The sequence below is a fragment of the Bacillus changyiensis genome (genome assembly GCF_027706145.1).
GTDB classification, from domain to species: Bacteria; Bacillota; Bacilli; order Bacillales; family Bacillaceae; genus Bacillus; species Bacillus changyiensis.
Genome location: NZ_JAQFWW010000004.1, coordinates 175628 through 198868, shown reverse-complemented (window position 1 = coordinate 198868; position 23241 = coordinate 175628). Strand labels below are relative to the sequence as shown.

21 protein-coding genes and 1 other annotated feature are annotated in these 23241 nt (G+C 39.4%); of the genes, 19 read left to right on the top strand and 2 right to left on the bottom strand.

Annotated elements, in window-relative coordinates:
• Nucleotides 1-35 precede the first annotated feature (35 nt).
• A complete protein-coding gene (lon, locus tag PDT38_RS14020; protein ID WP_270802474.1) occupies nt 36-2360 on the top strand; it encodes an endopeptidase La in 2325 nt (774 codons plus the stop codon).
• Entirely contained in the window at nt 2357-2944 is a 588-nt protein-coding gene (gene yihA / locus PDT38_RS14015) for a ribosome biogenesis GTP-binding protein YihA/YsxC (protein WP_270802473.1), read from the top strand. Before lon ends, yihA begins: the two co-directional genes overlap by 4 nt.
• A 90-nt stretch (nt 2945-3034) precedes the next feature.
• Here the strand turns inward: yihA and PDT38_RS14010 are convergent, their stop codons facing one another.
• Nucleotides 3035-3520 (bottom strand): hypothetical protein, encoded by a 486-nt coding sequence (locus tag PDT38_RS14010; protein ID WP_270802472.1) that lies wholly within the window; start codon nt 3518-3520, stop codon nt 3035-3037.
• 184 nt (nt 3521-3704) lie between these two features.
• Between PDT38_RS14010 and hemA the strand changes: the two genes are divergently transcribed.
• The 8 genes from hemA (at nt 3705) to ysxE (ending at nt 12400) form a co-directional block, all read left to right on the top strand.
• Entirely contained in the window at nt 3705-5045 is a 1341-nt protein-coding gene (gene hemA / locus PDT38_RS14005) for a glutamyl-tRNA reductase (protein WP_270802471.1), read from the top strand.
• A 5-nt stretch (nt 5046-5050) separates the two neighbouring features.
• Nucleotides 5051-5881, top strand: coding sequence for a cytochrome c biogenesis protein (locus PDT38_RS14000; protein ID WP_270802469.1), 831 nt, complete (start codon nt 5051-5053; stop codon nt 5879-5881).
• A 37-nt stretch (nt 5882-5918) separates the two neighbouring features.
• Nucleotides 5919-6857 carry a hydroxymethylbilane synthase gene (gene hemC, locus PDT38_RS13995; protein WP_270802467.1) on the top strand — a complete coding sequence of 313 codons (939 nt, stop codon included), beginning with the start codon at nt 5919-5921 and terminating at the stop codon, nt 6855-6857.
• Nucleotides 6850-7638, top strand: a complete 789-nt coding sequence (locus PDT38_RS13990) for a uroporphyrinogen-III synthase (RefSeq protein ID WP_270802465.1) — start codon at nt 6850-6852, stop codon at nt 7636-7638. The genes hemC and PDT38_RS13990 overlap by 8 nt, the downstream gene beginning before the upstream one ends.
• A gap of 3 nt (nt 7639-7641) precedes the next feature.
• Nucleotides 7642-8616 carry a porphobilinogen synthase gene (hemB, locus tag PDT38_RS13985; protein ID WP_270802464.1) on the top strand — a complete coding sequence of 325 codons (975 nt, stop codon included), beginning with the start codon at nt 7642-7644 and terminating at the stop codon, nt 8614-8616.
• A 25-nt stretch (nt 8617-8641) separates the two neighbouring features.
• A complete protein-coding gene (gene hemL, locus PDT38_RS13980; RefSeq protein WP_270802461.1) occupies nt 8642-9937 on the top strand; it encodes a glutamate-1-semialdehyde 2,1-aminomutase in 1296 nt (431 codons plus the stop codon).
• A 129-nt stretch (nt 9938-10066) separates the two neighbouring features.
• Nucleotides 10067-11350 (top strand): LysM peptidoglycan-binding domain-containing protein, encoded by a 1284-nt coding sequence (locus PDT38_RS13975; RefSeq protein ID WP_270802459.1) that lies wholly within the window; start codon nt 10067-10069, stop codon nt 11348-11350.
• Nucleotides 11351-11377: 27 nt separating this feature from the next.
• On the top strand, nt 11378-12400 hold the full coding sequence (gene ysxE / locus PDT38_RS13970; RefSeq protein ID WP_270802457.1) for a spore coat protein YsxE: 1023 nt from the start codon (nt 11378-11380) through the stop codon (nt 12398-12400).
• Between the two features lie 15 nt (nt 12401-12415).
• On the opposite strand, the gene PDT38_RS13965 is transcribed toward ysxE, so the two are convergent.
• Entirely contained in the window at nt 12416-12607 is a 192-nt protein-coding gene (locus PDT38_RS13965) for a hypothetical protein (protein ID WP_270802455.1), read from the bottom strand.
• A gap of 176 nt (nt 12608-12783) precedes the next feature.
• Nucleotides 12784-13013: a binding site (T-box leader), on the top strand.
• Between the two features lie 58 nt (nt 13014-13071).
• Between PDT38_RS13965 and PDT38_RS13960 the strand changes: the two genes are divergently transcribed.
• The 9 genes from PDT38_RS13960 to mreD all read left to right on the top strand — a co-directional run bounded on the left by PDT38_RS13960 (nt 13072) and on the right by mreD (nt 23222).
• The gene (locus tag PDT38_RS13960; protein ID WP_270802454.1) at nt 13072-15714 is read left to right on the top strand and encodes a valine--tRNA ligase; all 2643 of its coding nucleotides are present in this window, start codon (nt 13072-13074) and stop codon (nt 15712-15714) included.
• 67 nt (nt 15715-15781) lie between these two features.
• The gene (locus PDT38_RS13955; RefSeq protein WP_270802452.1) at nt 15782-17077 is read left to right on the top strand and encodes a bifunctional folylpolyglutamate synthase/dihydrofolate synthase; all 1296 of its coding nucleotides are present in this window, start codon (nt 15782-15784) and stop codon (nt 17075-17077) included.
• Nucleotides 17078-17188: 111 nt separating this feature from the next.
• Complete coding sequence (locus PDT38_RS13950) at nt 17189-17923, top strand: prepilin peptidase (protein ID WP_270802451.1); 735 nt, start codon at nt 17189-17191, stop codon at nt 17921-17923.
• A gap of 198 nt (nt 17924-18121) precedes the next feature.
• Nucleotides 18122-19111 carry an SPOR domain-containing protein gene (locus tag PDT38_RS13945; RefSeq protein WP_270802450.1) on the top strand — a complete coding sequence of 330 codons (990 nt, stop codon included), beginning with the start codon at nt 18122-18124 and terminating at the stop codon, nt 19109-19111.
• Nucleotides 19112-19361: 250 nt separating this feature from the next.
• Nucleotides 19362-19934, top strand: a complete 573-nt coding sequence (locus PDT38_RS13940; protein WP_270802449.1) for a Maf family protein — start codon at nt 19362-19364, stop codon at nt 19932-19934.
• Nucleotides 19935-19972: 38 nt separating this feature from the next.
• Complete coding sequence (gene radC / locus PDT38_RS13935; RefSeq protein WP_270802448.1) at nt 19973-20662, top strand: RadC family protein; 690 nt, start codon at nt 19973-19975, stop codon at nt 20660-20662.
• A gap of 88 nt (nt 20663-20750) precedes the next feature.
• Nucleotides 20751-21761, top strand: coding sequence for a rod shape-determining protein (locus PDT38_RS13930; protein WP_270802445.1), 1011 nt, complete (start codon nt 20751-20753; stop codon nt 21759-21761).
• Between the two features lie 31 nt (nt 21762-21792).
• Nucleotides 21793-22707: a rod shape-determining protein MreC gene (mreC, locus tag PDT38_RS13925; RefSeq protein WP_270802443.1), complete on the top strand. Its 915-nt coding sequence runs from the start codon at nt 21793-21795 to the stop codon at nt 22705-22707.
• Nucleotides 22704-23222, top strand: a complete 519-nt coding sequence (mreD, locus tag PDT38_RS13920; protein WP_270802441.1) for a rod shape-determining protein MreD — start codon at nt 22704-22706, stop codon at nt 23220-23222. Before mreC ends, mreD begins: the two co-directional genes overlap by 4 nt.
• Nucleotides 23223-23241 lie beyond the last annotated feature (19 nt).

Genomic DNA, 23241 nt, shown 5'->3' with positions numbered 1-23241 from the left:
ATGATTCATACTAAAGTCATGGAGGTGTCAGTTAAATGGCAGATGAAATGAAACGAAACATCCCGCTCCTCCCTTTAAGAGGTTTACTCGTCTATCCGACCATGGTGTTGCATCTTGATGTAGGCCGTGAAAAGTCGGTGCAGGCGCTTGAACAATCGATGATGAACGATCATATGATCTTTTTAGCAACGCAACGTGACATATCGATAGACGAGCCAACTGAAGAAGAAATTTTTGTATTTGGGACCTATACGAAAATTAAGCAGATGTTAAAATTACCCAACGGTACAATTCGCGTTTTAGTTGAAGGGATTCAACGTGCCCGTATTCTCGAATATCACGATCTAGATGATTATACATCTGTTGTGATCGAACGAATAAATGAAGACATTGAAAAAGACGTAGAAGACGAGGCACTTATGCGCACACTGCTTGATCACTTCGATCAATACATAAAGATTTCTAAAAAGATCTCGGCTGAAATGTTTGCCACTGTAACAGATATTGAAGAACCGGGAAGAATGGCGGATATCGTTGCTTCACACCTTCCTCTTAAATTAAAAGACAAGCAGGAAATACTTGAGACAATTGATGTTAAAGCAAGGCTAAACAAAGTAATCGATCTCATTCACAACGAAAAAGAAGTACTTGAGATTGAAAAAAAAATCGGACAGCGCGTCAAGCGGTCAATGGAAAGAACGCAAAAAGAATACTACCTTCGTGAGCAGATGAAAGCAATCCAAAAAGAACTTGGAGATAAAGAAGGTAAAACAGGAGAGGTCCAAAAGCTGACAGATAAAATTGAAGCGGCTGGAATGCCTGATCATGTGAAAGAAACGGCATTTAAAGAACTGAATAGATATGAAAAAATCCCGTCTAGCTCCGCTGAAAGTTCAGTGATTCGCAACTATATTGATTGGATTCTCTCTCTCCCGTGGACCGATGCAACGGAAGACAGTCTTGATTTAAAGCTGGCCGGTAAAATTCTTGATGAAGAACATCACGGTCTTGAAAAAGTAAAGGATCGGGTTTTGGAATATTTAGCTGTCCAAAAGTTAACAAAGTCTTTAAAAGGACCGATTTTATGTTTAGCTGGGCCGCCTGGAGTGGGGAAAACCTCACTCGCCAAATCGATTGCGAAATCGCTCGGACGAAAATTTGTACGTATATCACTTGGTGGTGTAAGAGATGAATCTGAAATTCGCGGTCATCGCCGCACTTATGTAGGTGCAATGCCGGGTCGGATTATTCAAGGCATGAAAAAAGCTGGAAAGATTAATCCTGTTTTTCTTTTAGATGAGATTGATAAAATGGCTTCAGATTTTAGAGGTGATCCTGCTTCAGCGATGCTTGAAGTACTTGATCCTGAGCAAAATCACAACTTTAGTGATCATTATATAGAAGAAACGTTTGACTTATCAAAGGTTCTTTTTATCGCAACAGCCAACAATTTAGGAACGATCCCCGGACCGTTAAGAGATCGAATGGAGATCATCACGATTGCGGGCTATACAGAAGTAGAAAAGGTGGAAATTGTCAAAGATCACCTTTTACCTAAACAAATTAAAGAACATGGATTGACAAAAACAAATTTACAGATAAAGGATCAGGCTGTTCTTGATATTATCCGTTACTATACAAGGGAAGCCGGTGTTCGAAGTCTTGAGCGTCAAATTGCGGCAGTATGTCGAAAAGCAGCTAAATTGATTGTCTCAGGAGAAAGGAAACGAATTACGGTAACCGAAAAAAATCTTGATGAATATCTAGGGAAGCGAATGTTCCGCTATGGACAGGCTGAGCTTGATGATCAGATCGGTGTTGTGACAGGACTTGCTTACACGGCAGTAGGCGGAGATACGCTTTCAATTGAAGTGTCATTATCACCAGGGAAAGGTAAGTTGATTTTAACAGGAAAGCTTGGGGATGTGATGAGAGAATCAGCTCAAGCAGCTTTCAGTTATGTTCGTTCAAAAGCAGAGGAACTAAAGATCAGCCCTGATTTTCATGAAAACTATGATATTCATATTCATGTTCCAGAAGGAGCTGTTCCAAAAGATGGTCCATCTGCTGGAATTACGATGGCAACTGCTCTTGTATCAGCGTTGACAGATCGTCCCGTTTCCCGTAGTGTCGGAATGACGGGTGAAATAACATTAAGAGGCAGAGTACTTCCGATCGGTGGATTGAAAGAAAAAGCTTTAGGTGCACATCGTGCTGGATTAAAAACAATTATTATGCCAAAAGATAATGAAAAAGATCTTGAAGACATTCCAAAAAGTGTACGGGAAGGACTGACATTTATCCCTGTAGCTCATTTGGACGAAGTTCTCAAGCATTCACTAGTGGGAGAAGAGAAATGAAAGTTACAAAATCAGAAATTGTAATCAGTGCGGTTAAACCAGAACAGTACCCTGGAGGGGGACTGCCGGAAATCGCACTGGCCGGAAGATCGAATGTCGGTAAATCATCCTTTATTAATACAATGATTAATCGTAAAAATTTAGCAAGAACATCTTCGAAACCCGGCAAAACACAAACCTTAAATTTTTACTTGATCAATGATATACTTCATTTTGTTGATGTTCCAGGTTATGGGTTTGCAAAAGTATCAAAAACTGAACGTGAAGCATGGGGGCGGATGATTGAGACATATTTGACACTGCGTGAAGAACTAAAAGCGGTCGTTCAAATCGTCGATCTCAGACATGCCCCATCACAAGATGATGTCATGATGTATCACTTTTTAAAACATTATGATATTCCAGTGATCGTGATCGCAACAAAAGCCGATAAAATTCCAAAAGGAAAATGGGACAAACATGCCAAGGTCGTTAGACAAACCTTGAGCATTAAACAGGGAGATGAACTCATTCTGTTTTCATCAGAAACAAAAAAAGGAAAACCAGAGGCTTGGTTTGCGATTGAACAAGCGATCAACCGTTAAGAAAGGGCTGTCCAGTAAGTCGATTTTTGACTATTGGACGCCCTTTTCGCGTTTAACAAATCATGTCGGACAAGTGCTTTATTGGAGTAATTATTTCCTTTTTATCAATAATAAGAACAAACTGACAGCAGCTAACGCAAAAGGCCAATAGATTCCAATATAGGTGGTCTCTGGTTTCATTGTTTGAAGCCAGTCGGTAATTTGCCGATAGAAATAAAGATATAAAGCGATGGCTATAAGTAAAAGGCTTTCCAATTGATATTGCTTTTCGCGAAAAGACTTGAATAAAAGGGTAACCCCAAAAATCAGTACAATCGCAGTAAAATCATCAATATGTATAAATAATTGCTTTTTTAAGATGAAATAAATTCCAATTGCGGTCATGAGTGAACCAGCAAAAAAATGTGTGGAATCAGCTTCTTTTTTCCCCTGATATAAAAAAGCCAGTCCGATTAAGGCGACAAGGACAAACCACTCTTTTTGTCCTGTAAACAGGCTGGCTTGTTCAGATCGTAAAAATGCGTAAATCGATATGGCTAGTAACAAGCACGGAAGTAAAATAGAACTTTTTTTCAAAGGATCACCTTCTTGATGTTGATTAAACACAAAAACTATTTCTACTATATCACATGACTTTTTTTAAATCTCTTTACAAAATGTGAAGAGAAAAAAGTGAATATATGTTATAATCGTTTTGAAAATCAATTCTATCTTATAATTATTTTAATTTGGATGGGTGTTGGGGGTGTAGGCAGACATTATGCATATACTTGTCGTGGGATTGGATTATAAATCAACCCCTGTTGACATACGTGAAAAATTGACTTTTCAGGCATGTGATCTGGGGCAGGCCATGTCACAATTAAAAAAAGAAAAAAGCATACTTGAGAATATTATTGTATCGACATGTAATCGTACTGAGCTGTATGCAGTTGTAGATCAACTTCACACCGGACGCTATTATATGAAAATGTTTTTGGCGAACTGGTTCGGCATGGAAAAAGAAGATGTTTCACCTTATTTAAAGTTTTATGAAAATGATCAAGCTGTCCAGCATCTTTTTCGTGTAGCATGTGGTTTGGATTCAATGGTTATTGGTGAAACCCAAATCTTGGGTCAAGTTCGTACAAGTTTTCAAATTGCTCAAGAAGAGAAGACAATTGGTACCGTTTTCAATTATTTATTTAAACAAGCGATTACTGTGGCAAAGCGATGTCATGCTGAAACAGATATTGCTTCCAATGCAGTTTCTGTTAGTTATGCTGCCGTTGAACTTGCCAAAAAGATCTTTGGTGATCTTTCCAGCAAGCATGTACTGATTCTTGGGGCTGGGAAAATGGGTGAGCTTGCTGTCGAAAATCTTCATGGTCAAGGAATCGGACAGGTTACGGTTATCAATCGGACATTCTCAAAGGCAAAAGAACTTGCCAACCGTTTTTCAGGTGAGGCGAAAAGTTTAAATGAATTACAATGTGCCTTAATGGAGGCTGATATTCTTATTAGCTCGACTGGTGCCAATGGCTATATTGTTACGAGAGATATGATCGAACACGTCAATAAACTTCGTAAAGGCTCCCCTCTATTTATGGTCGATATTGCTGTACCACGTAACCTTGATCCGGCTCTTAGTGAAGTAGAAGGTGTGTTTTTGTATGACATCGATGATCTTGAAGGTATTGTGGAAGAGAACTTAAAAGAGCGTCAGGCTGTTGCTGAAGAGGTAGAACGAATCATTGAAACAGAAATTATCACTTTTAAGGAATGGTTAAACACGCTTGGAGTTGTTCCAGTCATATCAGCATTGCGAGAAAAAGCTTTGTCCATTCAGTCTGAAACAATGCAAAGTATTGAACGGAAACTGCCTCATTTAAGTGTAAGAGAAAAAAAGCTATTAAATAAGCATACAAAGAGCATTATTAACCAGCTTTTGCGCGATCCGATTTTAAAAGTGAAAGAATTGGCTTCAGAAGAGGATGCAGAAGAGAAACTCAGCTTGTTCATGCAAATTTTTAATCTTGAAGAAGCAGACGAAGAAAACCAGCCAGTTCAAATGCTTAAAAAGCAACAACAGCAAAGTTTGACTTCTATTGCGAGCGAGTGACAGCTATGACAGACACATTGCTAGCACGGCTTAATGAAGGTATGATTTTGTTATATGCGGCAAGCGTTCTCTTTTATTTTATAGATTTTCTTCAGAACAACCGGAAGGCTGGCAAAATGGCCTTCTGGTTGCTTTCTATTGTTTGGATTTTACAAACGGCATATTTAGTTTATTTTATGTGGTATACAGGAACATTCCCTGTCTTGAACAATGTGCAAGGCCTCTATTTTTATGCTTGGGTGCTTGTGACATTGTCACTTGTTTTAACAAAGTTATTAAAAGTCGATTTTCTGATTTTCTTTACAAATGTAATCGGATTTTCTATTGTGGCAATCCATACATTTACCCAGACATTTCAACAGTCTGCAGAACTGTCAGGGAAGCTGGTATCAGAGCTTTTAATTATTCACATTACAATGGCAATTCTTTCATATGGAGCCTTTTCTTTTTCATTTGTTTTTTCTGTGCTCTATCTTTTTCAGTACCATTTATTGAAGAAGAAAAAGTGGGGTAAATGGCTTTTGCGAATTGAAGATCTATCAAAGCTAGATTACTTGGCCTATATCCTTAATATTATCGGTGTACCAATGCTGCTCTTGAGCTTGATATTGGGCATTATTTGGTCATATGCTTCACTTGAAACGTTGTACTGGACAGACCCGAAAGTGTTGGGTTCAATTGTACTTCTCTGTTTATATGGATATTATTTATTTATAAGAATTGTCAGAGAACAAAAAGGGAGGATCGCGGCCTTATTGAATACCGCATCTTTTCTGGTCCTCTTAATCAATTTCTTTTTGCTCGGCAGCTTTTCACGATTTCATTGGTTTAGTTAACTGGCTTTTCGAGCGGAAGAAGGGAGGAATTTAATTAATGAGAAAGATCAAAGTAGGCTCACGAAAAAGTAAACTGGCGATGACTCAGACGAAATGGGTCATTAAAAAACTGGAGGAATTAAATCCAGCTCTAACATTTGAAATTAAAGAAATTGTGACCAAAGGTGATCGGATTGTTGATGTCACATTATCAAAAGTTGGCGGGAAAGGGCTTTTCGTCAAAGAGATTGAGCAGGCTATGCTCTCAGAAGAAATTGATATAGCTGTTCACAGTATGAAAGATATGCCTTCAGTTCTTCCAGAAGGTCTGATGATTGGATGTGTCCCAAAACGGGAAGATGTTCGAGATGTGTTGATCTCTAAAAAGCAACAAACTCTTGCAGAACTTCAACAAGGAGCAATTGTTGGCACAAGCAGTCTTCGAAGAAGCGCACAACTTTTACAAATTCGCCCTGATCTTAAGATAAAATGGATTAGAGGCAATATCGACACAAGGCTGAAAAAGCTTGAAACTGAAGACTATGATGCGATCATTTTAGCTGCTGCAGGTTTGAAGAGAATGGGTTGGAATGATGATGTAGTGACAGAATATTTACATCCTGACCATTGTCTGCCTGCCGTTGGACAGGGGGCATTGGCGATAGAATGCCGATCTGAAGACAAAGAACTGCTGTCTTTACTATCAATGTTGAATGATCACTATACTGAAAAAACGGTTATGGCAGAACGTGCTTTTCTTCAAAAGATGGAAGGTGGCTGTCAAGTTCCGATTGCAGGGTTTGCGACGATGAGCCAAGAAGGTATGATTGAATTAACAGGTCTCGTCGCTTCACCTGACGGGAAAACGGTATATCGAGAAAAAGTGAAGGGTTTAGATCCGGCGGCTGTCGGGATTGAATGCGCGGAAAGCATGTCAAAAAAAGGGGCGAAAACTTTAATCGATCGTGTCAAGCAGGAGCTAAACAGCAATGACTGATCATCTGCCTTTACAAGGGAAGAAGGTGCTCGTTACCCGCCATAAAGCGCAAGCTAGGTCTTTTGGAAAAAAGATAGAAGCATTGGGGGGAAGACCGATATTAACCTCTTTAATTTCGTTTCTCCCCGCCATGTCTTCGAAAGAAGCAAGTTTCTTCCAAGCGGATCTTGAACAGACGGATTGGCTTGTTTTTACGAGTGTCAACGGTGCTAAATTCTTTTTTTCTTATTTGGAGGGGTATGGGATTAGCTTTTCAGCTCAACATAGAACAAAGGTTGCTGCTGTCGGTGAAAAAACTGCTCGCTATATACGAGACAGACATTTAGCAGTTGATCTTGTGCCAGACCTCTATGTTGCTGAACAATTGGCGGAGGCATTAAAAGAAAAGGTTGGCCTGAATGATAAAGTAATGGTAATTAAGGGGAATTTGGGACGAAATGTGATTAAAGATACCCTTGCTCCTCTTGGTATTGATATTTCAGAATCAATTTTATATCAGACTGTCCCAGATCATGATGGAATTCTAAAACTGAAAGAGACTGCCAAATCTGAAACATTTGATTTTGTGACGTTTACAAGTTCTTCAACCGTACATACATTCATGGATATCATGAGAGAAGAAAGCAAAAAATGGGTGGAACATCAAACAGCTTTTATCAGCATCGGACCTTTGACTAAACAGGCGCTGGATCAATATGGAATACCTTCATTAATGCCGAGTGTTTATACAATCGATGGAATGCTTGATAAAATGTGCAGCATTTCAAAAAAAGGAGAATGACAAATGGAAACAACTTTTCACAGACATCGTCGGTTGCGATCTTCAGCAAGTATGCGACGAATGGTAAGAGAAACTGAATTGAGTGTATCCGACTTTATTTATCCGGTTTTTGTAACTGAGGGAAAACAAATAAAAAGTGAAGTTCCTTCTATGCCAGGTGTGTACCAGCTTTCTTTAGACCTACTTAAGAAAGAAATCGAGGAAGTTATCCGTCTAGGTATTGAAGCGGTCATTGTTTTCGGCATTCCTGAACATAAGGACCATGTCGGCAGTGAGGCTTACCATGATCACGGAATTGTACAAAAAGCGATTTCAAAAATAAAAGAAGATTTTCCTGACCTGATTGTGATTGCTGACACCTGTCTTTGTGAATATACAGACCACGGTCATTGCGGCATTGTAGAAAACGGTGATATTCTGAATGACGAGTCACTCGAGCTTTTGGCAAGAACGGCTGTCAGTCAAGTTCGTGCAGGTGCAGATATCATTGCTCCATCCAACATGATGGATGGGTTTGTTGCTGCTATAAGACAAGCTCTAGATCAAGAAGGATTTACGAATATCCCGATCATGTCATACGCAGTTAAATATGCGAGTGCATTTTATGGTCCGTTTCGAGATGCTGCTGGAAGCAGCCCGCAGTTCGGAGATCGGAAGACATACCAAATGGATTATGCAAATCGATTGGAAGCCAAAAGAGAAGCAAAATCAGATATTGAAGAAGGTGCGGATTTTCTGATTGTCAAACCGACACTATCCTACCTTGACATCGTTCGCGAAGTGAAAAATGATTGTCTGCTGCCTGTTGTCGGTTACAATGTAAGCGGAGAATATGCCATGGTTAAAGCAGCTGCGCAAAACGGCTGGATCGATGAAAAAGCGCTTGTCATCGAAATGCTGACAAGTATGAAACGAGCAGGATGTGATTTAATCATTACATACTTTGCGAAAGATGCGGCAAAATGGATGGCGGAATAAGGGAAATGATTGGAGGTTTTTGAGAATGCGAAGCTATGAAAAATCTAAAGCGGCTTTTGCGAAAGCAAAACAAGTGATGCCAGGTGGGGTGAACAGCCCGGTTCGCGCTTTTAAATCAGTCAATATGGACCCGATTTTTATGGAACGAGGCAAAGGGTCTAAAATTTATGATATTGATGGAAATGAATACATTGATTATGTCTTATCATGGGGACCGCTCATTTTGGGACATTGCAATGAAAACGTGATCAGCGCTGTTCAGAAATCCGCTCAATACGGAACAAGTTTCGGCACACCAACAGAAATCGAAACCGAGCTGGCTGAGCTCGTCATTGAAAGGGTACCATCTATTGAAATCGTTAGAATGGTCAGTTCTGGTACAGAAGCAACGATGAGTGCATTAAGGCTTGCTAGAGGCTATACGGGTCGTAATAAAATTGTTAAATTTGAAGGCTGTTACCATGGACATGGGGACTCACTGCTGATCAAAGCAGGTTCTGGAGTTGCAACGCTCGGCTTACCTGATAGCCCTGGGGTTCCTGAGAGTGTTGCTAAACATACAATTACCGTTCCATACAATGATCTGGAAAGTATAAAACTTGTCTTTGAAGAATTTGGAGATGATATTGCTGGTATTATTGTTGAACCAGTCGCTGGGAATATGGGAGTTGTCCCGCCTGTTAAAGGCTTCCTTGAAGGGCTTCGAGAGCTTACGGAGACATATGGGTCACTTTTGATTTTTGATGAGGTCATGACCGGTTTTCGGGTAGATTATCGTTGCGCTCAAAGCTATTTTGGTGTGACACCGGATTTGACATGCCTTGGCAAAGTGATCGGCGGCGGACTCCCTGTAGGTGCTTACGGAGGAAAAGCTGAAATCATGGCAAAGGTTGCACCGAGCGGCTCGATTTATCAGGCGGGCACACTATCAGGTAATCCACTTGCGATGACGGCAGGACTTGAAACATTGAAACAGCTAACACCTGATACTTACCGCGAATTTTCTCGAAAAGCAGATCGATTAGAAACAGGTATTTCTGAAGCGGCTCGGAAAAATGGAATTCCTCATACATTCAATCGCGCCGGTTCAATGCTCGGTTTCTTTTTTACAAATGAACCTGTTATCAATTATGATACGGCCAAACAATCAGACCTGAACTTGTTTGCCAACTATTATAAAGGAATGGCTGATGAAGGTGTGTTTCTTCCACCGTCTCAGTATGAAGGGCTGTTTTTATCAACCGCTCATACAGATGAAGATATTGAACATACAATTACAGCTGTTGAACGAGTTTTTTCTAAAATGAGTCGTTCAGAGTAACTCAATAAAGCTATCGGGGTGCCGGTGGCTTTTTGTTATAGAAATTTTTCTGTTCATATTCTCCCACTTTTTTTCATACATCTTTACTGACATCTAATTTTAAAAATTAGGTGAAGGGAGGATATTAATTTGTCGCAAAACAATCGATTGCAATTTTCTGTAGAAGAGTCTATTTGTTTTCAAAAAGGACAGGAAGTATTAGAATTATTATCTATTTCGTTGGATCCTGACATTTCTGTTCAGGAAGTGAATGATTATGTATCCATCCGCGGGTCATTAGAGCTGACAGGCGAATACAACATAGATCAAACCAGAGAGTATGCTGAACTACCTGCTACAAGCCGAATTGTGGAAGAAGTCAGATTAAAAGAGGAGGGGATTGCTGAACTGACACATTGTTTTCCGGTCGATATTACGATTCCAAAAAATAAGGTTAACCACTTGAATGATGTCTTTGTTTTTATCGATGCTTTTGATTACCAACTAACAGATCCACGAATGCTGACTATTCAGGCCGATTTGGCGATTGAAGGACTGTTGAACATGAATGGGGAAACGGAAGAAACGCAACATCCCCAGACTTCCGCAGTTGCTGAAGAAGAACTAGAACCGATTGACAGGTCTGATTCAAATGCGGAAGGGAAGCCGGAAGAATCCATCGATTTTGCCAATCTTCATGATGAAATAACGGATGAGGAAGTTGATAAAGAACAGGAAGAAACAGTTCCTATTTATCAAGCTTTTACAGGAGAAAAACCGTTTGTAACTTCATCATTATCTGCACAAGAAAGACTAAAAAAAGAAGAGCTGCAAGCGGATGAAAGTGAAGAATCTGCATCTTTCTTAGGAGAAAAACCGTATGTTGCTCCATCGCAATCGGCACAAGAAAGACTAAAAAAAGAAGAGCTGAAAGCGGATGAAAGTAAACAACTTGAACCCGTTTACCGTTCTTATTCTGAGCATGAGGAGTCAAAAGAAACTGAGTTTTTTGATGTGCCTCGTCTGTTAAAAGACGAAGAAGATAAGAGTGATGAAGAGTCTTTTGACATTGAAGTCAAACAGGAAATGTGTGAAGAAGAACGAGAAGCGGAGATGACAATTGAAATTCCCGAATATTCGTTTTACAAGCAGGAAAAAACCGAAGAGCCTAGAGATGAAGAGGAATCTGATGCTCCAGCTAAAGAGAATGATAATGCTCTCTATTTGACGAAACTGTTTACAAAACAGGGAGAGGAGGAATTTTCACGTATGAAGATGTGCATCGTTCAGCAAAATGATACAATCGATCTTCTGTGTGAACGTTATGATATCAATGTTCAACAGCTCATACGGTTAAATTCCCTTTCGATTGATGAGGAACTAAAAGAAGGGCAAATCCTTTATATTCCTGATTATAATAACAGCCATGCCTAAGGTAAGTATAAACATATGGTGAGTGAAATGGAGGATATTCAGTCTATATTAAGCTGGTATGGTCTTACGGCCGAGTATATAGAAGATGTCAGTCAAAAGTTGAGGAAGGTTTATACGAATCACGGTATTTTTGCTTTAAAAGCATTAGAAACTTCGAGGAATAGCCGTTTTACTGAACAAATGATTGAACTTGAGAAAAAAGGCTATAGACACTTTGTTCCTATTTACCGGAATCGCGAAGGAGACTTTTTGACTGAAGCGAGTACTGGTTTTTTCTATTTAATGCCATGGCTTTCTCTGGAAAAAGAAGTAGAACGCGATCAAAAACATGAATACTTATTTAAAGAAATTGCTCATCTTCATCAAAAAACAGAGAAGAAGGTGGAAATTAGAAAAGAAGATATCCTTCAACATTATGAACAGACAAGGCGAAAGTGGGAAGCGGAAAAACTCAAGTATGAAGAATTTGTCACCGCGGCAGAAAAAGAATGGTATATGTCTCCATTTCAACTTCAAGCTGTCATGTATTATCAGGAAACAATCGCAGCTTGTGATTTTGCCCTTGATCGTCTTAAAGATTGGCAAGAAGTAATCAAAGATCAAACGTCTTCAAGAATTGTTTTAAACCATGGACGATTGTCTGTTCGACATTTTCTCTACAATGATACTGGAAACGGGTATTTGACAAACTTTGAGAAAGCGGGTTATGCTCCTCCTCATCATGATCTGATCGTGTTTTATTCAAGATTGTTTAATATGAATCCTGTGATGTGTAGAGAATGTGTGAATTGGTTTTATACGTATCATCAAGCATACCCACTAAGGGAAGAGGAAATTAGTTTATTTTTAAGCTATCTGGCTTACCCTGGATTGATGTTTACTAGACTGAGATATTATCATGCAGAACAAAGTGTCAGAGAGAGAGAGGAATGTGTGAGATTATTAAAAGCTTATTGGAAAATGAAAAATGCGGAGCCGCTTGTCACCAATATTTATGAAACAGAACAAAACCGAAAATTACAGGAAGAAACCGAGTCCCCATCAACATGATGCGGACTTCTTTTATTAAAACCAGTCAAGATGAACGGCACATGCTATGAGAATGAGAATTCCTAGAAGGAGAACGTCAAATGTCGTCGGAAAGAAAATGGTTCGAATGCCATGAAAGATTGTGATCGGAAGGACAACTTGAACAGCAACAAGCCGTACTTGTTTCAGCCAAGGTTGAAGCGAGTGTGTTGTGAACCTTTTTCGCATCTTCTGTTTCCCCTCCTCTCCATTTTGTTACAGTATTATATGAAAACATTATACCCATGTGCATGGTCTAAACCCGTATAAAGTTAGAGAAAAACGGAAAAGATGATTGACGAAAACTAAAAAAGTTTAGTAATATAAGTACAAGAAAAAGTACGTGCTAAAAGATCAATAGATATTTATTCGCTGTGAATGGGAAGAGTACGAAAACAAGACGCTTACAGAGAGGGAATCCGTCCGCTGAAAGGTTTCTCAGTCAATCTGTTTCGGAAAGTCGCCCAGGAGCGCAATTTCTTGAACGAAAAGTAGAGAAATTCGGGAAAGCCCCGTTACCCATTTAAGTGTGTGGATGCTGTTAAGCATTCATGAAAAAAGGTGGCACCGCGAGAGAGTTCTCTTCGTCCTTTAATTAGGATAAAGAGGACTCTTTTCTATTGATCAGCCGTTTACTTGCTGGAGGTTTGAAAATGGATAAACAAGAATTGACAATGCCGACAAAATATGATCCGGCCACAATTGAAAAAGACAGGTATGAATATTGGGTGAATGGCAAGTTTTTTGAAGCTACTAACGATCCTGAAAAAGAACCATACTCAGTTGTCATTCCGCCGCCAAATGTAACAGGAAAACTGCATTTGGGTCATGCTTGGGATACTACTTTGCAAGATATTGTGACTAGAATGAAACGAATGCAAGGGTATGATGTTCTTTGGTTGCCAGGGATGGATCATGCCGGAATTGCTACACAAGCTAAGGTAGAAGCAAAGCTTCGTGAAGAAGGGAAAACCCGTTATGATCTAGGACGGGAAAAATTCCTTGATGAAACATGGAAATGGAAAGAGGAATATGCCCAATTCATTCGCAGTCAATGGGCAAAACTCGGTCTTGGTCTCGATTATTCAAGAGAACGATTCACTCTTGATCAAGGTCTCTCAAAAGCTGTCCGGGAAGTGTTCGTCAAACTCTATGAAAAAGGGCTCATTTATCGTGGGGAATATATTATCAACTGGGATCCTGCAACGAAAACAGCCTTGTCTGACATAGAAGTCATTTATAAAGATGTTCAAGGTGCCTTTTACCATATGCGTTATCCGCTTAAAGACGGTTCAGAGTCAATTGAAATCGCGACAACACGTCCGGAAACAATGCTTGGAGATACAGCAGTTGCCGTCCATCCAGAGGATGAAAGATACAAGCATTTAATCGGAAAAACATTAATTATTCCAATTGTTGGAAGAGAAATTCCGATTGTGGCAGATGATTATGTCGATATGGAGTTTGGGTCAGGTGCTGTAAAAATTACACCGGCTCATGATCCAAACGACTTTGAAGTTGGAAACCGCCATAACTTAGAGCGCATTCTTGTGATGAATGAAGATGGAACAATGAATGATCGTGCACTTCAGTATAAAGGGATGGATCGTTTTGAATGCCGTAAAGCGATTGTTAAAGACTTGAAAGAGCAGGGTGTGCTCTTCAAAATTGAAGAGCATATGCATTCTGTTGGTCACAGTGAGCGAAGCGGTGCTGTCGTTGAACCTTATCTTTCAACACAATGGTTTGTACAAATGCAGCCACTTGCTGATGCAGCGATCGAACAACAACGAAAAGAAACAAAAGTCCAGTTTGTACCTGATCGTTTTGAAAAAACATATCTTCATTGGATGGAGAATATTCGCGACTGGTGCATTTCCCGTCAGCTTTGGTGGGGGCATCGGATTCCAGCATGGTATCATAAAGAAACTGGAGAAGTCTATGTCGGGCTAGAAGAACCAGTAGATGCAGAAAACTGGAAACAGGACAATGATGTTCTTGACACTTGGTTCAGTTCGGCTCTATGGCCATTTTCAACAATGGGCTGGCCTGATCTGGACGCGGAAGATTTCAAACGATATTATCCAACAAATGTTCTTGTTACAGGATATGATATCATTTTCTTCTGGGTATCAAGAATGATTTTTCAAGGGATTGAGTTTACTGGGGATCGACCGTTTAAAGACGTTTTAATTCATGGGTTAATCCGCGATGATCAAGGTCGTAAAATGAGCAAATCGCTTGGTAATGGTGTTGATCCAATGGAAGTCATCGATCAATATGGAGCTGACTCTCTGCGCTATTTCCTAGCAACTGGAAGCTCACCAGGACAGGATTTACGATTTAGTTTCGAAAAAGTAGAATCAACATGGAATTTTGCCAATAAGATTTGGAATGCATCCAGGTTTGCTTTGATGAATATGGATGGAATGACTTATGAAGAACTTGACCTCTCTGGTGAAAAAACAGTTGCTGATAAATGGATTTTAACAAGATTAAATGAAACAATCGAAACGGTGACACAACTTGCAGAAAAATATGAGTTCGGTGAGGTCGGTCGCCATCTATACAATTTTATTTGGGATGAATTTTGTGACTGGTATATTGAAATGGCCAAACTCCCGCTTTATGGAGATGATGAAGCGGCCAAAAAGACAACCCGTTCTGTTTTAGCATATGTCTTAGACCAAACGATGCGTCTCCTTCACCCATTTATGCCTTTCTTGACAGAAGAAATTTGGCAGCATCTTCCTCATGAAGGAGAGTCCATCACTGTTGTGACGTGGCCAAAAGTTGTTAAAGAATTCACCGACAAACAAGCGGCTGCCGATATGAAACTTCTTGTTGAAGTGATCCGGTCTGTTCGCAATATTCGCAGTGAAGTGAATACACCGCTAAGTAAACAGATTGAGCTCTATATGAAAACAAACACAGCCGAAATTGCTGAACGCCTTGAAGAAAACCGATCATATGTAGAGCGCTTTACAAATCCGAGCTTGCTTCAAATTGGGACGGATCTGAAGATGATGGATAAAGCAATGACTGCTGTTGTCTCAGGTGCCGAATTGATTTTACCGCTTGAAGGGCTCATAAACATTGATGAGGAAATCAACCGCCTTCAAAAAGAGTTTGATAAACTAACGAAGGAAGTTGAACGGGTTCAGAAAAAATTAAACAATGAAGGCTTTATAAAAAAAGCACCTGAACATGTCATTGAAGAAGAGCGGGCGAAAGAAGCCGATTATACGGCAAAACGAGAAGCGGTAGAAAAAAGAATCGCTGAATTGAAAAACTAAACGCGAGGTGTTTTCCGGTCACAGTCAGGCTGGAAAACACCTTTATTATTGAAGGGAAGGGACAGGCTTGTTTAAAACGTTTGCTGAAGCGATCAGCTGGATTAACGGAAGGCTTAAATTCGGTGTGAAACCAGGCTTAGAGCGAATGGAGTGGTTGCTGAAAGCACTTGGAGATCCGCAAAAAAAACTGAGGGCCATCCATGTAGCTGGTACGAATGGTAAAGGGTCAACAATCGCTTTTATTCGTTCGATCTTAAATGAAGCCGGTATGACAGTAGGGACGTTTACATCACCTTACATCATTACATTCAATGAACGAATCAGTGTGGACGGTATTCCTATTTCTGATGAAGAATGGACAGCCCTTTTCAATGAAATCAAACCTTTTGTGATTGAACTTGAAAAAACTGAACTTGGTGCAGCTACAGAATTTGAAATCATTACGACCTGTGCATTTTTATATTTTGCTAAGTACCGTAAAACCGATTTTATTCTTTTAGAAACCGGGCTTGGTGGTCGACTTGATTCTACAAATGTCGTAGAACCCATCTTAAGTATCATCACATCAATCGGCTATGATCACACCGCTATTTTAGGTGAAACGATCCAGGAGATCACCAGGGAAAAAGCAGGAATCATTAAACGAGGAGTTCCTGTACTAACAGCGGTTCATCAACCTGAGGCAACTGAGATTATCAAACATACAGCCGAGGAAAATGACGCTCTTTATATTTCCCTTCATGATTCCTGTCAACTCTATGAAGAACACTCTTTACCTAGCGGTGAACAGTTTTCCTTGCACACATTGGCACATCAATATAAAAAGATAGAAACTAGCCTTATCGGCGTTCATCAACGGCAAAATGCTTCCTTAGCCATTCTAGCAGCCGAATGGCTCACAGTTGAAAAATATGCTGACATTGGTCAAGAAATGCTTCGTTCTGGCATCAAAAAAGCAATTTGGCCAGGCCGATTTGAAAAAATATTGGATAAGCCACTGACATATATCGATGGAGCACACAATCAGGAAGGTGTTGATCGACTCGCTGAGACAGTAGCGGCCCATTTTAAGGGACGGAACATCCATGTTTGTTTTAGTGCCCTAAAAGACAAACCATATCAAGACATGATCCGCAGAGTTGAAACGTTTGCTTCATCTATTCACTTTACTTCATTTGACTTCCCGCGAGTTGAATCAGCTCAAAAACTGTTTGAACAGTGTCGAATAACTGATAAAACCTATAACGAAGCAATCGATTCCGTTATCCAATTTATTGAGGAAACACGACAGGATGATGATGCAATCGTGCTTATCACTGGTTCGCTTTATTTTATTTCTGCAGTCAGATCGATGATGGTTTAATAAAAATGCGTTTTTAGCTTTAGCTGAGAACGCATTTTTATATTTTAAGAAAAGCGACACCTTTTCGAGTTTGCTAATATAAAAGGCAAACATAAGGTGAGGCTGATGTTTATGATCTATTTATTTATAGCAGGTGCAGTACTTGGCTCTTTCTTTCATATTGCTGGTCGGCGTATACCTAAAAAAATCTCTTTGTTCATTCCACGTTCTTCATGCCCTATCTGTCTTCACAAACGAACTTTTCTTGAGCTTATCCCCATTTTGTCATATTTGTTTTGCAGGGGAAAATGTAAACAATGTAAAAGCGCTGTTTCACTTGCTATAGAACTGGGAACGGCAATGCTTTTTGTTCAGGCGTATACATGCTTTGATCAAGAGGGAGAACGATTTATAGCGCTTTTGCTCATTTCGCTATTAATGATCGTGTTTGTATCTGATGTTATGTATATGGTGATTCCGAATGTTGTACTTTGTTTTTTCTTGCCGTTTTTAATCTTGGTACGAATATTTGTTCCGCTTGATCCTTGGCATTCCAGTTTAACAGGTGCTGTTTGTGGCTGTTTGCTGCCGTTATTCACTGCTATATTCACAAAAGGTGGCATCGGTGGCGGAGATATAAAATTGTTTACTGTCCTCGGTCTTGTTCTTGGCTATCGACTAGTGTTACTCGCTTTTTTTCTTTCCGCAACGATTGGAACGGTATTTGCTCTTATTGCAATGTTTGCAGGCCAATTAAACAGAAGAGAACCTTTACCTTTTGTGCCGGCCATTTCGATCGGAACTTTACTTAGTTATTTTTATGGTGAACATTTAATCAATTTATATCGTCAGTTTGCTTTTGGGTGAAAAAAATGACGAAACATTTTTTTTTGAGACGACAAAAGTCTTGTTCTTTTTCTAATCAGCTGTGATAGAGTGTGAACAATAAGAGGGACAAGCCACCTGGGAATCGCCTCCTTTCTGTTGGCTTGCCTTCGGTTGCTTGCATAAAAACGGTAGAATGCCGTCTTCATAAACATCACAACTAGAAAGTGAGGGAAGTCTATGAAAAAACGGAGAAGCAAGGTCATATCGAGTGAGAATGAACCGCTTAGGGTGATGATCAACGGCAGAGAAGAAATCATCTACGGAACAGAAGAAGAGTTATCCAAAAGCAACGAAGAGAAAAAACTGATTTTTTCAAACTGGGAAGAAAAACGGAAAGCAGAACAAGAACTATCCGCATCACAAGAAGACAAAACACCTGAAGCAGATGAATTCACTTGGGTTTCACCTGATGAGGACTTGAAAGATGATCCTAAAGTAGTCACTTCCTTTAAAAAGAAAAAGCATGATAAGGGAAGTGAAAAAGCAAAAGGATTATTCGGCTATTTTATGAAGCGATTTGCAACAACAATTGTTTTTGCGATTTTGCTTGGTACAGGACTTGGAGTGTTTGCGTTGAACCTCTCAACAACTAAAGAATCAGTTCCAGCAACCAGTAGCTTTGATAGAGACGAAAGCAAACCAGTTAAGGCGGGTGACAGTAGTGAGAATAGCTCAGCTACTAAAGAAAAACACAATTTTAAAACTTTTGTCGTTCAAGTTGGGAAATTCTCTACAAAAGAAGGAGCGGAATCCTTAGTTTCTCAAATAATCAATAAGGGTTATGCTGCCGTCTCATTGACAAAAGATGATGGTCATTATGTCATTGGGGGCCTTTCTGGTGAAAAGCAAATCACATTACAGCTGGAACAAATCTTAAAAGAGACCGATTTTGATGCTTGGGGTGGAAAAGAGCTGTCTTTTTCGCTAGATTCAGATGTATCCGAAGCATTTGAAGAGGCTGCAGAACTATCATCAAAAGCGATTCTTGGAGCTGAAGTAAGTGCGGAAAATCTTGCTGAACTCAAAGCGGAAACGGACAAAATTCAATCCTTAGGAGACAATCAAAATTTGATAAACAGCCTACATAAAGTAGAACATTTACTAATAAAACCGACTACAGAGAATGGCTGGAAAAGCCAACAATTGTTATTAAATCAACTCAAATAATGTAAGATGAGTAGCACAGACCAATCATGGTTTGTGCTCTATTTTTTTAGAACACTGACAGTTATCATGTGTTTTGAAGTTAACAACATGGTCTGCAAACAGTAAAACTCTGATCAAATTCTCTCTTCTATTTTTTAGATTTTGTTATCAAATCATCATTTTTCTGAAATTGTAGCACACGATTTCTTTTGGTAGGATAGACAGGTATCCATTTTCTAACTCAAAAACCCATGAAAGGATTGCTTTATATATGACTAAACCGTTTATTTTAGCCTCACAATCCCCACGTAGAAAAGAACTTCTTGATCTTCTGCAATTTCCATACAGCATTGTTGTCAGCGAGACGGAAGAAAAAATAAATCGAAACTTTTCACCTGAAGAAAACGTCAAATGGTTGGCGGAACAAAAGGTGCAGGAAATAGCTGAACGTTATCCAGAAGCTGTTGTTCTTGGCGCAGACACTATTGTTTGTTTTGATGATGTTTATTTGGGAAAGCCTAAAGATACTGAAGATGCTGAGAGGATGCTGAGGATGCTTTCTGGAAAAACACATTCTGTGTTTACAGGTGTTTGCATAAAGTCAACCGATAAATCCGTCACTTTTTATAATGAAACCGAAGTCACTTTTTGGCCCCTTGAAGAAGAAGACATCAGCGCCTATATTAAAACAGGAGAACCGTTCGATAAAGCAGGTTCTTATGGTATACAAGGAAAAGGCGCGCTCTTTGTTAAGCAAATAAAAGGAGACTATTATTCAGTTGTTGGACTGCCGATTTCTAAAACGATGAGAATGCTGAAAAAATTTGAGCTTCACTCCAATTGATGAACCCAAACGAGAAGGGACATCAGGGAGGGTTTAACATGAGTGATCAGACATTAAAACTAAAAGATTACCCAGAAGATGAAAGGCCAAGAGAGCGGCTTTTAAACATAGGAGCAGAAAGTTTATCGAATCATGAGTTATTGGCGATTCTTTTACGCACCGGAACTAAAAAAGAGTCGGTTTTACAGCTTTCAACCCGGCTTCTCCAGTCGTTTGACGGGTTGCGTTTGTTAAAAGAAGCCTCGGTTGAAGAACTTTCTAGTATATCTGGAATCGGTCGTGCAAAAGCTGTTCAAATACTGGCGGCACTTGAGCTTGGACGACGTATTCATAAACTGGTTTATGAAGAACGGTATGTTATCCGTTTTCCTGAAGATGCAGCAAATTTTTTAATGGAAGATATGCGCTTTTTACAACAAGAACACTTCGTTTGCCTTTATCTGAATTCTAAAAACAAGGTCATTCATAAACGCACGGTTTTTATCGGAAGTTTGAATTCTTCAATCGTTCATCCTCGGGAAGTGTTTAAAGAAGCTTTAAAGCGGTCGGCTGCTTCGTTTATCTGTGTCCATAATCATCCATCAGGAGATCCGTCACCGAGCAAGGAAGATATAGATGTAACAAGGCGTCTTAATGAAAGTGGACAGCTGCTTGGCATTGAATTACTCGATCATATTATAATTGGTGATCAAAAATTTGTGAGCTTAAAAGAAAAAGGGTATTTGTAACACTGTATTTTTCACAAAATTAAGCTATAATAGTGTTTATGGGTTTTTGTGTTAGGAATTTTGTTTGAAGAAGGGAAGATACATAAAAATGTTTGGAATTGGTGCTAGAGACCTTGGAATAGATTTAGGAACAGCGAACACGCTGGTTTTTGTGAAAGGGAAAGGAATTGTTGTCAGGGAGCCATCTGTTGTTGCGCTTCAAACAGACACAAAACAAATTGTGGCTGTCGGAAACGATGCGAAAAACATGATCGGCAGAACTCCAGGTAATGTTGTGGCACTTCGCCCTATGAAAGACGGAGTTATCGCTGATTATGAAACAACAGCGACGATGATGAAACACTATATTAGCAAGGCAATCAAAAACAAAGGATTGTTTGCCAGAAAACCTTATGTTATGGTTTGTGTACCTTCAGGGATTACAGCAGTAGAACAACGGGCAGTTATCGATGCCACACGTCAGGCTGGAGCAAGGGATGCATATCCAATTGAAGAACCGTTTGCCGCAGCTATCGGCGCAAATCTTCCGGTTTGGGAACCAACTGGAAGTATGGTGGTTGATATCGGTGGTGGAACAACTGAAGTAGCTATTATTTCCCTCGGTGGAATTGTAACATCTCAATCTATTCGAGTCGCTGGTGACGAAATGGATGAAGCGATCATTTCTTATATTAGAAAAACTTATAATTTAATGATCGGTGATCGTACAGCTGAAGCTGTCAAACTTGAAATTGGTTCTGCTGAAGTCACTGAAGAACCTGAAACTATGGAAATTCGCGGCCGTGATTTATTAACAGGATTACCGAAAACGATTGAAATCACCGCAAAAGAAATTACTGGAGCACTTCATGATACTGTATTTGCCATTGTAGAAGCTGTAAAAAATACCCTTGAAAAAACGCCACCTGAACTTGCGGCTGATATTATGGACCGTGGTATTGTTTTAACAGGTGGTGGCGCACTGCTTCGTAGCTTGGATAAAGTCATTAGTGAAGAAACGAAAATGCCGGTTATAGTGGCGGAAGATCCTCTTGACTGTGTAGCAATCGGTACAGGTAAAGCTCTTGAACAAATTCATTTATTTAAAGGGAAAAATTAATTACACAGGGAATAGAAGAGGTGTATAAATCATGCCGCAGTTTTTTACAAATAAACGGTTGATGCTTTTACTCCTTTGTATCATTATTTTGGTGGCAATGATTGGGTTTTCGTTGAAAAATAACCGTAATGCAACTTGGCCTGAAAAATTTATTGGCGATACAACCGGTGTATTCCAAACCATTTTTCATACGCCCGCTCAGTTTGTTGCGGGCTTCTTTGAAAATATAGATGATTTAAAAAACACCTATGATGAAAACGAACGCTTGCGGAAAAAACTCGACGGACAAACACAATATGAAGCAAAGTTGCAGGAGCTTGAAAATGAAAATAAGTCATTACGAGAACAACTTGGGCATTTAAAATCAATTCGAGATTACAATCCGATATTAGCGACTGTTATTGCCAGAAATCCAGATAAGTACGAGTGGTGGAACATGATCACGATTAATAAGGGAGCTAAGCACGGAGTCGAAAAAGATATGGCTGTTACAGATGAAAAAGGAAATCTACTTGGCAAAATTAAAAGTACGAAAGTGAATAATTTCACTTCGACTGTTCAGCTTTTAAGTGCAACAGACAGAAATAATAGAATTTCTACTATTATTGCAGCAGACAAAGGTAAAAAAACAGTGAATGGTATCATTAATGGATATGATTCTGACAAAAAGGCACTGTCAATGGAAATTATCGAACCTGATGAAGAAAGAAAAGTGAAAAAAGGTGATCTTGTTGAAACTTCTGGGGCTGGTGGAGTCTTTCCAAAAGGCTTAGTCATCGGAAAAGTGATAGATGTTGAACCAGATTCTTACGGTTTAACGAAGATCGCCTATGTAGAACCTGCTGCTGATTTTTATAATATTGATAATGTCATTGTCATTGACCGGACTTTGGATACGGCTGACATCGATCAGTTGAAAGAGAAGAAGAAGGAGAAAGGTTCGTGAAACGATTCCTTCTTCCGGTCGTGATGATGTTTGTTTTGGCGTCTGATAGCATATATGCTGACTTTATCAGATTTCCTTTTGTAAACGACGATCAGCAGTTGATCCCGCGCTATCTCTTGCTTGTTTTAGTTTTCATGACAGCATATGTAAAACAAAATTTTGCTATTACATATGGATTTATCTTCGGATTGTTATATGATATTAATTATACAGATCTTTTAGGTGTCTATATGTTTGGCTTTGCCGGTATATGTTATTTATTATCAAAAGCATTTAAAGTATTACAAACAAATGCGATTGTCGTTGTTTTTCTAGCAACACTTGCTGTCTGTGTCATCGAGTTTTATCAATATGGTGTGCAAATGTTGCTACGTCCAGAAATGATGTCATTTCACCAATTTGTGATTAATAGGTTGTTGCCGACTTTAGCTTTAAATGCTGTTGTAGGAAGTTTACTTGTTTATCCGTTTAAATTGTTTTTTACCAGTCTTAAGAAAGAGCTTCGGGAAGAGTAAAAAAGGATATTGATCTACC

Excerpts from the sequence above, each read along its gene's own strand:
- lon (WP_270802474.1), top strand. The coding sequence starts at position 36 with ATGGCAGATGAAATGAAACGAAACATCCCGCTCCTCCCTTTAAGAGGT.
- yihA (WP_270802473.1), top strand. The coding sequence starts at position 2,357 with ATGAAAGTTACAAAATCAGAAATTGTAATCAGTGCGGTTAAACCAGAA.
- hemA (WP_270802471.1), top strand. The coding sequence starts at position 3,705 with ATGCATATACTTGTCGTGGGATTGGATTATAAATCAACCCCTGTTGAC.
- PDT38_RS14000 (WP_270802469.1), top strand. The coding sequence starts at position 5,051 with ATGACAGACACATTGCTAGCACGGCTTAATGAAGGTATGATTTTGTTA.
- hemC (WP_270802467.1), top strand. The coding sequence starts at position 5,919 with ATGAGAAAGATCAAAGTAGGCTCACGAAAAAGTAAACTGGCGATGACT.
- PDT38_RS13990 (WP_270802465.1), top strand. The coding sequence starts at position 6,850 with ATGACTGATCATCTGCCTTTACAAGGGAAGAAGGTGCTCGTTACCCGC.
- hemB (WP_270802464.1), top strand. The coding sequence starts at position 7,642 with ATGGAAACAACTTTTCACAGACATCGTCGGTTGCGATCTTCAGCAAGT.
- hemL (WP_270802461.1), top strand. The coding sequence starts at position 8,642 with ATGCGAAGCTATGAAAAATCTAAAGCGGCTTTTGCGAAAGCAAAACAA.
- ysxE (WP_270802457.1), top strand. The coding sequence starts at position 11,378 with ATGGAGGATATTCAGTCTATATTAAGCTGGTATGGTCTTACGGCCGAG.
- PDT38_RS13965 (WP_270802455.1), bottom strand. The coding sequence starts at position 12,607 with ATGCGAAAAAGGTTCACAACACACTCGCTTCAACCTTGGCTGAAACAA.
- PDT38_RS13960 (WP_270802454.1), top strand. The coding sequence starts at position 13,072 with ATGGATAAACAAGAATTGACAATGCCGACAAAATATGATCCGGCCACA.
- PDT38_RS13950 (WP_270802451.1), top strand. The coding sequence starts at position 17,189 with ATGATCTATTTATTTATAGCAGGTGCAGTACTTGGCTCTTTCTTTCAT.
- PDT38_RS13945 (WP_270802450.1), top strand. The coding sequence starts at position 18,122 with ATGAAAAAACGGAGAAGCAAGGTCATATCGAGTGAGAATGAACCGCTT.
- PDT38_RS13940 (WP_270802449.1), top strand. The coding sequence starts at position 19,362 with ATGACTAAACCGTTTATTTTAGCCTCACAATCCCCACGTAGAAAAGAA.
- radC (WP_270802448.1), top strand. The coding sequence starts at position 19,973 with ATGAGTGATCAGACATTAAAACTAAAAGATTACCCAGAAGATGAAAGG.
- PDT38_RS13930 (WP_270802445.1), top strand. The coding sequence starts at position 20,751 with ATGTTTGGAATTGGTGCTAGAGACCTTGGAATAGATTTAGGAACAGCG.
- mreC (WP_270802443.1), top strand. The coding sequence starts at position 21,793 with ATGCCGCAGTTTTTTACAAATAAACGGTTGATGCTTTTACTCCTTTGT.